Annotated in this window: 8 protein-coding genes; 5 read left to right on the top strand and 3 right to left on the bottom strand. The window is 54.4% G+C overall.

Annotation, left to right across the window (positions count from 1 at the left end; genetic code table 11):
* Window positions 1–43 precede the first annotated feature (43 nt).
* Genes dnaJ through rsgA form a run of 3 tightly spaced genes read left to right on the top strand, consistent with a single transcriptional unit; the run spans window position 44 to window position 2,562 of the window.
* A complete protein-coding gene (gene dnaJ / locus O77CONTIG1_RS21360) occupies window positions 44–1,174 on the top strand; it encodes a molecular chaperone DnaJ (RefSeq protein WP_068514926.1) in 1,131 nt (376 codons plus the stop codon).
* 9 nt (window positions 1,175–1,183) lie between these two features.
* The gene (locus O77CONTIG1_RS21355) at window positions 1,184–1,438 is read left to right on the top strand and encodes a sulfurtransferase TusA family protein (protein ID WP_068514924.1); all 255 of its coding nucleotides are present in this window, start codon (window positions 1,184–1,186) and stop codon (window positions 1,436–1,438) included.
* Between the two features lie 2 nt (window positions 1,439–1,440).
* Window positions 1,441–2,562 carry a small ribosomal subunit biogenesis GTPase RsgA gene (rsgA, locus tag O77CONTIG1_RS21350; RefSeq protein ID WP_068514921.1) on the top strand — a complete coding sequence of 374 codons (1,122 nt, stop codon included), beginning with the start codon at window positions 1,441–1,443 and terminating at the stop codon, window positions 2,560–2,562.
* A 197-nt stretch (window positions 2,563–2,759) separates the two neighbouring features.
* On the opposite strand, the gene O77CONTIG1_RS21345 is transcribed toward rsgA, so the two are convergent.
* Window positions 2,760–4,010 carry an IS256 family transposase gene (locus tag O77CONTIG1_RS21345; RefSeq protein WP_068510290.1) on the bottom strand — a complete coding sequence of 417 codons (1,251 nt, stop codon included), beginning with the start codon at window positions 4,008–4,010 and terminating at the stop codon, window positions 2,760–2,762.
* A gap of 567 nt (window positions 4,011–4,577) precedes the next feature.
* On the opposite strand from O77CONTIG1_RS21345, the gene O77CONTIG1_RS21340 reads away from it, so the two are divergent.
* Entirely contained in the window at window positions 4,578–6,803 is a 2,226-nt protein-coding gene (locus O77CONTIG1_RS21340) for a GAF domain-containing protein (protein ID WP_068514918.1), read from the top strand.
* Window positions 6,804–7,139: 336 nt separating this feature from the next.
* Here the strand turns inward: O77CONTIG1_RS21340 and O77CONTIG1_RS21335 are convergent, their stop codons facing one another.
* Window positions 7,140–8,099 (bottom strand): PRC-barrel domain-containing protein, encoded by a 960-nt coding sequence (locus O77CONTIG1_RS21335; RefSeq protein WP_068514916.1) that lies wholly within the window; start codon window positions 8,097–8,099, stop codon window positions 7,140–7,142.
* 255 nt (window positions 8,100–8,354) lie between these two features.
* A complete protein-coding gene (gene smc / locus O77CONTIG1_RS21330) occupies window positions 8,355–12,089 on the bottom strand; it encodes a chromosome segregation protein SMC (protein ID WP_068514914.1) in 3,735 nt (1,244 codons plus the stop codon).
* A gap of 215 nt (window positions 12,090–12,304) precedes the next feature.
* On the opposite strand from smc, the gene O77CONTIG1_RS21325 reads away from it, so the two are divergent.
* Complete coding sequence (locus O77CONTIG1_RS21325) at window positions 12,305–13,294, top strand: M48 family metallopeptidase (protein WP_068514912.1); 990 nt, start codon at window positions 12,305–12,307, stop codon at window positions 13,292–13,294.
* Window positions 13,295–13,379: the final 85 nt, after the last annotated feature.

The following is a 13,379-nucleotide window of genomic DNA, read 5'->3' as shown; positions in this document are numbered from 1 at the left end:
CGACTCTATTCACGCCAAATCACTCAACCCCCAGCAGCGTTCTATGGCCCGTGACTACTACGACATTCTGGGTGTCTCTCGCGATGCCGACAAAGAGGAGCTAAAGCAAGCCTATCGACGGCTTGCCCGCAAGTATCACCCCGATGTCAACAAAGAGGAAGGCGCTGAAGAACGTTTCAAAGAAATTAACCGCGCCTACGAAGTGCTTTCAGAGCCAGAAACTCGCGCCCGCTACGATCGCTTTGGTGAAGCAGGCGTTGGCTCTGCGGCTGGCGCAGGCTATCAAGACTTTACCGATTTAGGCGGCTTTGCAGATCTGTTCGAGAGCTTTTTTGGCAACTTTGCGGGTGCGGCTTCGGGTCAGCAGGCCCGCCGTCGCAGTGGCCCCACCCGCGGCGAGGATCTGCGGCTTGACCTGAAGCTTGACTTTCGTGAAGCGATCTTTGGCGGCGAAAAAGAAATCCGCATTAGCCACCTGGAAACCTGCACCCACTGTGGCGGGTCAGGCGCAGAGCCCGGCACTCGGCCCAAAACCTGCACGACCTGTGGGGGAGCGGGGCAGGTGCGGCGGGCCACCCGAACCCCCTTCGGCAGCTTTACCCAGGTATCCACCTGCCCCACTTGCAACGGCAGCGGGCAGATGATTGAAGAAAAGTGCGACGTATGCGGCGGCAGCGGACAAAAGCAGGAAGCCAAAAAACTCAAAATTACGATTCCCGCTGGCGTGGACAATGGGACACGGCTCCGCATTTCTTCTGAGGGAGATGCAGGAATGCGGGGTGGCCCACCGGGGGATCTTTACGTGTTTCTGTTTGTGAATGACGACGCGGAATTCCAGCGGGACGGCATCAACATTTTGTCGAACCTGAAGATCAGCTATCTGCAAGCAATTCTTGGCTCAAAGCTGGAAGTGAACACAGTCGATGGGCCGGTGGAAACAATTGTCCCGCCTGGAACTCAGCCCGGTACTGTGATCACGCTAGAAAATCGCGGTGTGCCGCGTCTGGGCAACCCGACCAGCCGGGGCGACCATCTTATTACGGTTCAGGTAGATATTCCTACCCGCGTTTCGGCAGAAGAACGGAAGCTGCTAGAGGAACTTGCCAAACTGCGGGGCGATCGCATCGGCAAGGGTGGCATGGGCTTCCTGGACAATCTGTTTCACAAGTCTTGAGCAGGATGCATGACGGAATCTTCCCCAGTCCCAGATGTCCAGCTTGACCTGCGCGGCACACCCTGCCCGCTCAATTTTGTGCGTACCAAGCTGCGGCTAGAAAAAATGCCTGCTGGATCGCTCCTGGAAGTGTGGCTTGATCCAGGAGAGCCGATGGAGCAGGTGCCCGATAGCTTGCGAATGGAAGGGTACCCGATCGAGCAAGTGCAGGAGCGACAAAGCGGAGACGGCGCTTATTTTGCCCTTAGCATTCGCCGTCCCTAGTTATGGGTGCAGATTGCCAGCCCCAGTCGCTCGTTGAGGCCACGGTTCAGCAGGTGGGGTCGCAACGGATCACGGGTACAGTGCTGGCGGTGCAGGCCAATTACTACTTTGTGCGGCTAGACCCAGGCTGCTATCCGCCAGACGTGGGGGATATGCTGCTGTGTACCCGGCGATCGCGCCTGCGAAAAATCGGGCAGCAAGTTTGGGTGGGCGATCGCGTCGAAGTTGAAGAACCCGATTGGGCCGGACAGCGAGGGGCGATCGCCCAAGTGTTTCCCCGTCGCTCCGAACTCGATCGCCCACCCATTGCCAATGCCGACCAGATTTTGCTGGTGTTTGCCCTGGCAGAACCCACACTCGATCCCTTCCAACTCAGCCGCTTTTTGGTCAAAGCCGAGTCCACAGGACTATCGGTATGCCTATGTTTGAATAAATGCGACCTGCTACCGGAGGTGGAATTGGTGGCGTGGGGCGATCGCCTGCGGCAGTGGGGTTATACACCGCTGATGGTCAGTGTGCGCGAGAGCCTGGGGCTGGATCAACTTGCGCCATATCTGGCACAGCAAATCACCGTCGTTTCTGGGCCGTCTGGTGTGGGCAAATCCAGCCTGCTCAATGCGCTGATTCCAGCGGTCGATCTGCGTGTTGGGGAAGTCTCTGGTAAGCTTCAGCGAGGTCGCCACACCACGCGCCATGTAGAGTTGTTTGAGCTGCCTGCGGGCGGGCTGCTGGCCGATAGTCCTGGGTTCAACCAGCCCGATCTGGACTGTTCCCCGGTTGAGTTGGCCCATTATTTCCCCGAAGCCCGTCGGTGTATGGACAAAGCCGCGTGTCAATTTAGCAACTGCCTGCATCGAGAAGAGCCAGGCTGTGCCATTCGTGGCGATTGGGAGCGCTATGAACACTATCGAATTTTTCTAGAAGAGGCGATCGCCCATCAGGAAGCCCTAGAGCGAACCCGCGATGCCGAAGCCACAACCAAACAGAAAAGCCGCCAACACGGTCAAACCGAAATCGAACCAAAGCTAGAGCGCAAAAAATATCGCCAGCCCTCCCGCCGAGTTGAAAAGCAGCGCCTTCGGGAATGGCAAGCAGAAGTAGATACGGAGGATGCATTAGATTAGCCGGAGATTAGACTATCCAGAGATTAGCCAGACACCCAGGCTGCACCCACGAAAAACCCTCCTCCCACATCAGCCTATCCCCTTGAGCATACAAGCGCAGTCAGCAAGAGGCCATGCAAAAAATAGAAAAGCTCTGCAAATACTATCTACCTTATTTAAAGTTCATTTACGAGAGTGTCAATTTTTTTGTGTAAGGCTTAGAACTGAGGAAAGCGATCGGGGAACTCAATGGCAAAACGCATGAGTGCTGCTTTCCAATCGCGGATCGGCATCGTCCACTTTTTGGCAATATTGTTAAGCGCCAAGTAGAGCAGCTTGTAGACCGATTCCTCATTGGGGAAGCATCCCTTTGTCTTGAGCACCTTACGCAACGAGCGATTGAGCGACTCGATTGCATTGGTGGTGTAAATCACTTTGCGAATGTCTGGTGGATAGTCAAAGAAGGGGATGATGTTGTTCCAGTGACGCAACCAGATCTGGGAAATCGTGGGATAGAGCCTGTCCCACTTATCAGCGAAGTTTTCTAGTGCGGTCTCAGCCTCCTCTACCGTGGCCGCTTGATAAATCGGCTTGAGGTCGGCAATGACTTCGGCTTGGCTGCCCCAGGGCACATAGCGCAAAGAGTTGCGAATCAGATGCACGATACACAACTGCACTCGTGTTTTGGGAAAGACCGCTGCAATCGCATCGGGGAAGCCTTTGAGTCCATCTACACAGGCGATGAAAATGTCTTCTACGCCGCGATTCTTGAGGTCGGTCAGCACTTTGAGCCAAAACTTTGCCCCTTCATTGGCAGACATCCATAGCCCTAGGACTTCCTTAATCCCGTCAAGCGTTACACCTAAGACAACGTAAACGGCATGATTGCTCACCCGCCCGTCTTCTCGCACATGAACGTGAATGGCATCGAGGTAAACAATCGGATACAGCTTAGCCAGCGGGCGGTTCTGCCACTGACGCACCTCGTCACTGACCGCATCGGTGACTTGGCTAATCAACGTGGGAGAAACCTCCACCCCATAGAGTTCCTCCAGTTGCGCTTGAATATCTCGAGTGCTCAAGCCTCGGGCATACATTGCCATGATTTTGTCATCCAGCCCACTCAAGCGTCGCTCTCCTTTGGGCACCAAAATCGGCTCAAAGGTGCTGTTACGGTCGCGGGGAATCGAGAGTGCCAATTCTCCACAGTCTGCTTTGACGGTTTTAGAGGAGTACCCGTTACGACTATTGCGACGCTTGCTGGAACTGGTTTCTTCAGGAGGCGGAGCTTGGACTTCGGTTTCCAGGTGATGGCTCAATTCTGCTTGCAGTGCTCGTTCCACCAGTCGTTTGGTCAGTTGTTTGAGCAGTCCTTGTTCTCCCAGGATTTGCTCGGGGGTGGAGTAATCGGCAAGCAGCTCATCCAGCAGGTGGTCTACTTTATCTTGGGGGCGACGACGGCGAGGCATGGGCGGTCTCCTGATGTTTGAACTAATTTTGACCGCTTACACAAAATAATTTACAGTCTCTCATTTACTTACACTTTCGTTAGTAAACTTAACACAACGGCAGACTTTCGCAACCTAAACTAAGCATAAAGTCGTAAAGTCCACCTCTAAGTTGCTTAATTTGCATGTTAATTTTGCAAAGATTCTTGGGAAACCTAAATTTAAGTCCTGCTCAGCCAAATACCGTCCTTTTGCAAACGGTTGCAAATCCTAACAAAGATCTTTCTGTTGGTTCCTCCAATAACCTGTTCTATGTAATGAGGAGCCTTAATTAGGAGCCTTAGTTAATAGCCGCATTGCGAAATAAATCACGGTACATAGCATGTTCTTGCAGGGCGAGACATGTACAGCCTGGGCGAGGCAAACGCATCTTGACCATCCGTGCACCTCACTAACTGCAAAAACGCCGTATCCAGCTTTTCTTAACAAGCGTCTCTAGTGTTCGAGGTTTTCTAGGGCTAAAGTATTCGAGGCTCGTGCCACGTCCTCTTAATATTTCGCAGAAATTTATATTTCGTCAAAATTTCCATGGATCAACAACAACTAGAACACCTGATAGGACACCTGAAAGCCATTTGCAACAATGATCCCGCCTGCGAGCAGATCCAGCAGTATCTTTCGGCCGAGATAGATGGTTCGAAAACAGGGCAGCAGAAAGCCCTATTTCGAGTCATTACAAAAATTCGTGAATCCTTAGACCTAAAAGCAATTTTTAAGACAACTGCAATTGAAGTCCGGCAACTGCTAAATGCAGATCGCGTCGCGCTTTTTTGCTTTGCTCCCGATTCTGGTTGGAATGATGGCGAGTTTGTCGCAGAAGATGTCTCCCTTGAATTTAAGTCAGTTTTATCAGAAAAAGTTCATGACCACTGCTTCGGTGATCAGTATGCGATTGATTACCACAAAGGGCGAGTACAAGCCGTTAGTGATATTCAAACAGCAGGGCTGAAAGACTGTCATATTGAGATTTTGACTCGCTTTCAGATCCGTGCCAATTTAGTCGTGCCGGTGCTAGAGGAGCAGACACTTTGGGGACTACTTTGCATTCATCAATGTTCTGCTCCTCGCGTTTGGGCATCTCATGAAATCGAGTTTATTCAGCAAGTTGCAACTCATCTTGGTGTTGCGCTTCAGCAAGCAAAACTCTTGGAGAAAGTGCGCTTTCAGACAGAGCAGCAAAAAGCCTTGTTTAAGGTTATTACTCGAATTCGAGAACCAATGGACTTGGCAACGATTTTTAGAACGGCTGCAACTGAATCTCGACAATTGCTCAAGTCTGATCGGGTTGCAATTTTTCAGTTTGCGCCTGATTCCAATTGGAATGATGGGGAGTTTGTATCGGAGAGTGTTGAACAGGGCTATGCCTCAGTATTGGCAGAGAGAGTTTACGACCATTGTTTTGGCGATCGCTACGCTGCGGCTTATCATCAAGGACAAATTCAGGCGGTTGCTGATATTTACTCATCTGGTCTTCAGGCGTGTCATATCGAAGTATTGTCGCGCTTTCAAATTAGAGCCAACTTGGTAGTACCTCTTTTGCAGGGAACGTATTTGTGGGGTCTGTTGTGCATTCATCAATGTGCTAAGCCTCGTTTTTGGGAAGCAGAAGAGATTGAATTCGCCAAGCAAATTGCAGCTCATCTCAGCGTTGGGCTCCAGCAGGCAGAGCTATTAGCCAAAACTCAACAACAAACTGTTGAGCTCGGTCTTGCGTTAGAGCATCTCAAAAAGGCACAAACCCAGTTGATTCAAAGCGAGAAAATGTCAAGTCTGGGACAGCTTGTAGCCGGGATCGCCCATGAGATTAATAACCCTGTCAACTTTATTCATGGCAATGTAGGATACGCTCGCCGCTACGCTCAAGATTTAATGGAATTAGTTAAAACTTACCAGAATAGTTATCCAGAACCTGTTGGCGCGGTGAGCGATCGCGCCGAAGAAATTGACATCGATTTTTTGATGGAAGACTTTCCACAAATGCTAGCATCGATGCAAATCGGAGCTGAACGAATTCGCAACATTGTGTTGTCTCTTCGGAATTTCTCACGGCTCGATGAAGCAGAGATGAAAGTTGTGGACTTGCACGAAGGACTAGAAAGTACGCTGCTGATCTTGCAATATCGTCTCAAACCCAAGTCGATTTCTAATCCTGCTCAAAATATTCGATTGGTCAAAGAGTATGGACAATTACCGCTAGTGGAATGCTATCCAAGCCAGCTCAATCAGGTGTTTATGAATTTGCTCAGCAATGCCATTGATGCCTTAGAAGAGCAAATTGCATCGCGAGAAAAAATGCTTCAGCAGTCAGGGAGTGATAGTGTCAATAACCTGCTCCAACCCACCATTACGATTCGGACTGAACTATGCGATCGACACGATCAGTCCGATGATCTAGGCGATTATGAGGACGATCGCCCAGCTTTAGAGCGTGCAAGAGAGCGTGCAATCTTAGCGAGCGATCGCCCTCAGGGTGTTTCCGCTCAGTACGTTGCGATTCGGATTGCCGACAACGGCCCTGGAATACCTGAAAAACTCCAAACCAAACTATTCGATCCCTTTTTTACAACCAAGCCCGTCGGCAAAGGCACAGGTCTAGGACTTTCAATTAGCCAGCAAATTATTTGCGAACGGCATAACGGCACACTGAAATGCATCTCGCAACCCGGCAGAGGTACAGAATTCCAGATTTTAATCCCAATTCATCAACACAAACTAGCAGGACAAACTCCTAGACCTCCAGAGCTTGCCCAATAATGCCGTCTGATTTAATAATGCTGTCTGATCAATGGCTAGTGCAGTGTCACGGTTTTGTCACGGTTTAATTTTAGGGGAATGCCCTAGCTCGTAGTCAGCGCTTCAGCGCTAAAGTGCTAACGACCAATCTAAGTTCTAGCTGTGATATTGCATTAGAAGCTGGTGTATACAGCATTTTCTTGCGAGGTGAGGCACACGCTGCCCTCACGAGGCAAGGGCTTATTGACCATCCGTGTGCCTCACTAGCTTCAAAAATGCTGTAGATTGATATGAGTTTCGCTTATCAGCGTAAAGCCAGGAGAGCCGTAATTACTTCGTTCCTAGTTTCTAATAATTCTAATAATCCGCATCTTCCTCATATTCCACAACCTTTTGCCGCTCAGGGATATTTAACTGTGGTGCGCGATAGGGCTGGGGATTATCATCGTCTTCCCACACATCATCCAGTTCCTCTTTCATCGGAGGTTCGTAGGCATCGGCATCTTCATAAGCTTCGGCATACTGCTGGCGACGGGGTGACTCGTTCCAGTTATCTTCCGGCTCATCCCGATAAAGCGGCTCCGGCTGGCGCTGGCGCAGTGGCTCCTGAATCGGGCGGCGGGGTTCTTCCCAGGTGTCGTCATCCCAGGTGGATTCGCGGGCTGGCGCACGCAGTGGCTGAGGCGCAGGAGTCCGCACGCCCGTCGGCAACTGGTTGGACGTAGACACAGGCATGATGTAGTCTTCTTCGTCGCGCTCCCACGGCGGGCGGCCAATGCCGATGCGCTCCAAAAAGCCCACGCTGAGTTGGGTCATCTTTTGCTCTGCCCCTTCAAACACAATCAGGCGATCGGGACCGCTGCTCACCACCTCTTCAATCGACAGTTCGTAGGTACTGACGACCTGATCAGGAATGAAGGGAAACCCAATCGAGGCAATAATAATAGACTCTAGATGACCATCTTCGACGTTGAACCGGAAGCCCCGCACCTTCCCCAGCAGTTCTCCCGTCTCGGTGATCACTTCGCTGTTGATCAGGCTGCTATACGCTTCCGTGTCAACTTCATCCTCTACCGCAGAGTCGTCATCGACTAGAATCACGTCGCCGATCTGGCGAATGTTCGCAAGATACATCATCTGCTGGGTGCCAGATACCACGCCCGATAGAATGCTTTCCCGCAGACCAATGGCAACCACCTCGCGGCGATCGACATCTACCCATAGTTGGCTAACGACACCCAGGCGTTTGCCCGTGTCGCGGGTAATGATCTGAGTTCCAAGAAGGTCTGAGCGTTGGCGGATTTGTTCAGATGTCATTGTCGAGTCCTAACCTCGAACTGGTTGAAATAGTTCGATTGAAATATGAATACAGTAGATACGGTCAGATATCAATACTAAGCCAATCTTAACCAAACTCGAACGTTTGGTAAGTCTGTCTTGAGTTCGGAAAGCCGCCCTTTGGGGGATGGGGCAAGAGACGGAAAAAACGAAAAGTGAAAAACGAAAAACGGAATCTCTTCGCTCTTCGCCCTTCATTCTTCGTTCTTCGCTCTTTCCTCCTCCACTCCTCCCTCACCCCGAAACGTTCTGCTGCAAGTCGATGCCCAGCACCTGCGTGTAGGCTCCCCGTGCCTGGGTAACGCCGATGGTGCGCTGGGCGGCTTCGATCATCGGGCGGCGGAGGCTGACGACGATGAACTGGGCCTGCTGGGCCTGGTGCTTGATCATGCGGGAAAGACGCTCCACGTTTGCCCCATCCAGGAACATATCCACTTCGTCGAACGCGTAGAAGGGCGAGGGGCGATAGCGCTGGAGAGCAAAGATGAAGCTGAGAGCAGTAAGGGATTTTTCACCCCCGGACATTGAAGCGAGGCGGCGGACGGGCTTGCCCTTGGGATGGGCAACTAGGTTTAGCCCGCTGCCAAAAGGATCGTTGGGGTCGTCGAGTTGCAGGTAGCCATCGCCGTCGGACAGTTCGGCAAAGATAGACTGAAAGTTTACATTTACGGCATCAAAAGCTTCTTTGAAGGCCCGCTGGCGCAGGGTGGTGAAGTTCTCGATGCGGAGGAGCAATTCGCTGCGCTCTTCGTCCAGGGTGCTTAGCTTTTGGCTGAGGTCTTCTAGGCGCTCCTGGGTGCGCTCGTATTCCTCCAGGGCCAGCATGTTGACGGGTTCCATGTTTTCGATGCGGCGCTGGAGCGATCGCAGTTCGTGCTGCAATTCGCCCAGGTCGGGCAGCGGGTCGGGCAACTCCGGCAGCGGGTCGGGCAGTTCGCTTCGCTTCGTTTCTAGCGCTGCCTGGAGCATGACTAAACTTTCGCGGCGGGTCTGCTGGGTTTCCTGGAGCTTTTGGCGCTGCCAGTCGGCCTGTTGCTGAGCGGTTTGGCGATCGCGCAACAGTCGTTCCGTGCGATCGCGCTCCTGTTTTTCCGACGCGAGGGATGCCTCTAGCGAATCTAGCGCGGCGCGGGTCTGGGCGATCGTCTGGCTGAGGGCGGTCTGCTGTGTCCCCAGCGCAGAACGCTGCTGCATCTGGGTAGTTTGCTGGGCGCGCAGATCTTGCAGTCGCTGGGTAAGCTGGGTGATTTTTTCCTGGAGGCGCTGCCGCTGAATTTCCAGGTCTTGTACCCGCTGCTCGGCGGCCCGCAGAGCAAGCTGGCGATCGCCCAGTTCTGCCTCCTGCTGGCGAATCGTCGCCTGAATCTGCTGCCACTCGCTGTGGGTTTGGGATTGCTCCAGGTCTGCCAGAACTTGGCGCTGGCGCTGGAGTTCGGCTTCCTGGGCGGGCAGGTCACGCTCCAGCGTTTGCAGGCGCTCTTCGGACGGGCCAAGCTCCTGGCGGTTTTGCGAAAGCTGGGTGCGAAGCTGCCCTTCCTGCGTCACCAGCGTCGCCAGTTGGGACTGGAGCTGATTCGCTTGCATCTGCACCTCGCGCTGCTGCTGGCGGGCTTCGTTGAGCGCCTGAGTGTGGGTGCGGACGGCTTCAGTGCCCTGGGCGATCGCCCCTTCACAGCGCCGCAGAATGGTGTCGATTTCCGAGAGGCGATCGCGCAAGGCTGCTGCCTCGGCCGATTCTCCTGGCTGCACCGTGCCAAATCTTAGGGAGCCTTGCCGCTGGGACAGGCTGCCGCCCGTCATCGCGCCGCTGGTTTCCAGCAGTTCGCCGTCCAGCGTCACGATGCGATATTTGCCCAGATGGGGTCGCGCTTGCTCCAGCGTGCGAAAGACCACCGTGCCGCCAAAGACATAGGCAAACACGTCCTCAAAGCGGCGATCGCAGTCGATCAGGTTCACGGCATAGTCCACAAACCCGTCCGGTCGGTTACCCTTGGGAACTTCGGTGAACTGCGGCACGCGGATTTTGTTCATCGGCAGAAACGTCGCCCGCCCCGCTCGTCGCTGCTTCAGCAGGTCGATGCACCGCGCCGCGATCCGGTCGTCTTCTACCACCAGATTGCCCAGGCGACCCCCCGCCGCGATTTCCAGCGCCAGTTGATATTGCGAATCGACGCGCCCCAGCTGCGCCACCAGTCCATGCACGCCGTCGATGCCCGCATTCAAAATCACCTGGCTGGCTCCCGTGCCCTGCGCTTCTTGCATGGCCTGGGTTTGGGCTTCTAGCCGATCAAGCTGGCGCTGTTTGTCGCGCTGCTCACTCAGCAGGCGGGTTTGCGTTTCCTGCTGGGTGCGGAGGTCTTGTTCGGCTTCGGCAAGCACTTGAGCGACTCGCTGCACCTGGGTTTCAGCCTCGGCCCGTTGCGCTTCAACGGTAGACTGCTCGGACTGCTTTTCAGCCAGCGATTGGGCGATCGCCCCCAGTGCCTCCGTTTGCTCCTGAATCTTGGCGCAGAGCTGCGACACCCGCTCTTGCAGCCGCGCCTGCTCCATGCGCTGCGGCTCGATTTGGTTCAGCAAATTCTCCATCTGGTGGCGCAGGGCAGCCTGCTCCTGCACCCAGGCATCTGACGCTTCGGCGATCGCGCTGGACTGTTCTCGGCTGGCTTGCAGCGCCTGCTGAGCGCGATCGCAGGCGGCTCGCAGCGAGGCAATGTCCTGCGTTTCGATGCGCTGCTGATCCGCAGAAGCCTGTTCCAGCATCTGCATTTGCTCCTGAAGCGCCTGCTGCGTCTGGGCAATCTGCGCCATTGTGTCGCGGTTCGCCGTCAGCAGGTCTTGCTCCTGCCGTTGAAGCTGGCGCAGTTCCGCCTCGTGCGTCGCCAGGGTCGATTGCAAGGCAAGCTGTTCATCCTCGCCCAGCGCCTTCACCCGCGCATTCAGCCGGTCTAGGTCAGCGGTGATTTGCTGAATTTCAGTCGCCAGCGCCGTGAGTTGAGTAGCAGTTTCCGAAAGAGCGCGATCGCCCTCCTCGATCTGCTGCTGGAGCTTCTGCGCCTGGTCTTGCTGACTGCGCCAGTTCAGCACCAATTCCCACTGGCTCTTGGTCTGAAACTCAGCCTTGAGTCGCCGATATTTCTCTGCCTTGAGGCGATCTTGAGCGAGGCGATCGCGCTGTTCGATCAGCTCCCGCTCCACAATGCGAAACTTTTCCTCCCGCTCCTTCACCGCGTCCAGCTTGTCCTTCGCCTGAGAAATCTTGCGGTCAAACGCGGCCACGCCCGCCAACTCGTCGATAATTTCCCGGCGTTCGCGCGGATTCATGGAAATGATGTTGGTCACGTCGCCTTGCAGCACGACGTTATAGCCTTCGGGATAAATCCGAAAGCGGTGAAGCTGCTCATGCAGTTCATTCAGCGTGCAGGGCTGCCCATTAATGTAATAGTTCGAGGTGTAGGTTCCCTGCTGCGTCACCCGCAGCTTGCGCGTCACGCTCCATTCGCTGAAAGGGACCATCGCCGGGGCAACGCTGAGTTGGCTGGCATCCGGCGTTTTGCCATTCCCATTGCCATGACTACCGTTGCCGTTATTACCGTTCAAATGGCTCTGAGCGTCTACAGCCCCAACCTGCCCGTTGCCTTCGCCAAAGGCCAGATCAGCGCTGGGCAAGGGGTCGTCATCGCCCTGGTAGGCTGCGATATCTTCTTCATCCAGCGCAAAGGTAACGGTGACGCTGGCTTCCACCGTACTGCGTCCGCGACTGGCGACGCTTTGGTTCACCAGATCCGGCAGCCGCTCTGCTCGCATCCCTTTAGAACCCGCCAGCCCCAGCGCAAACAGCAGCGCGTCGAGAATATTTGATTTACCCGATCCATTGGGCCCGGAAATCACAGTAAACCCCGGCAGCAACGGAACCTGCGTTGTGCCGCCAAAGGATTTAAAGTGAGACAGCTCTACGCGCTTAACGTACACAAAGGGGCAGGAGCAGAGGGGTTAATACGAATATACTAATTCGCTGGACTACTGAACACCAGTTTTAACAAAAAAACTTGACCTTGAGCCAGGAAGCCACCATAAAGTTTAAGAGAAGCTTCATGCTTCCCCAGACGCGGCGGCCAGCCGCTAGAGTAGCGGAGGTTCAGCAGGCTACGTCCACTCCTCAATCCTTATCCTCCAAACTGGTTCCTATGCCCGTCTATCCCGGAATCTCCAGCGAAGCCTTCCGTCACCCGCTCGATCAGCAGGCCGAGCAAGCCCTCCGCAGCGTGCCAGGGTTTGACCTGGTGGCGCGGCGGTTTGTGGAATTTGTCTACGAACGGCCGCGCCAGGTTTTTCTGTTGGGCAATGCGATTGAGGTCGGCCCACGGCAATATTCCACGCTGTTTCAACTGTTTCGGGAATGCCTGCGATCGCTCGACATTTCCCCAGAGCCGACGCTGTTTGTGTCGCAGTCGCCGATGGTGAACGCCTACGCCCTGGGACAAGATCGGCCCTGCGTCGTGCTGAGCACGGCCTTGCTAGACCTGAGCGATGAGGCTGAGCTAAAAGCTGTGCTGGCTCATGAGCTGGGGCATCTGAAATGTGGACACTCGACGCTCAACCAGATGGCGAGCTGGGCAATCACTGCGGCATCGGGGCTGGCGGAAATGACCTTCGGGCTGAGCAGCCTCGTCAGCACGGGGCTAATCCTGGCGTTTTACGAATGGCTGCGGAAGGCGGAACTGTCGGCGGATCGGGCGGCGCTGCTGGTGATGGACGACGTGAAGCCCGTGCTGCAAAACATGATGAAGCTGGCGGGCGGCAGCAGTCGCTATGCCCACGAGCTAAGCCTGGAAGAGTTTTCGCGCCAGTCGGAGCGCTACCAAAACCTGGATCAAGACGGCATCAACCAGGTTTATAAATTTCTGCTCTATAACAACCTGTCACAGGGATTTTTTCAGACGCATCCGTTCACCGTGGAGCGGGTGCATTTTCTGAAGGAATGGTCGGAATCGGAAGAACTGCGGCAGATTCGGGCGGGCAACTATCGTCGAGCGGGAGAGCCGACGGTGAATGTAGAACCGCCATCGCCCAGCACTAACCCGCCTGCTGGTGAGGCGGACGTGGAGCGGCTACGGCGTGAAGTCGCAGATTTGCAGCGGGAGATTGACCGAATTCGGCGATCGCGCTCAGAGTAGTCAACCTTTAGAAATTTGGAATCCTCAGAAATCTAGTCATTTCTCCGATAGCCATCCAAACTCCCCAATCCAAACTCCCCAATCC

The organism is Leptolyngbya sp. O-77 (assembly GCF_001548395.1).
Taxonomy (GTDB): Bacteria; Cyanobacteriota; Cyanobacteriia; order Elainellales; family Elainellaceae; genus Thermoleptolyngbya.
Note: the sequence above shows the minus strand (reverse complement) of the source record. Positions and strands in the feature narration are given on the sequence as shown.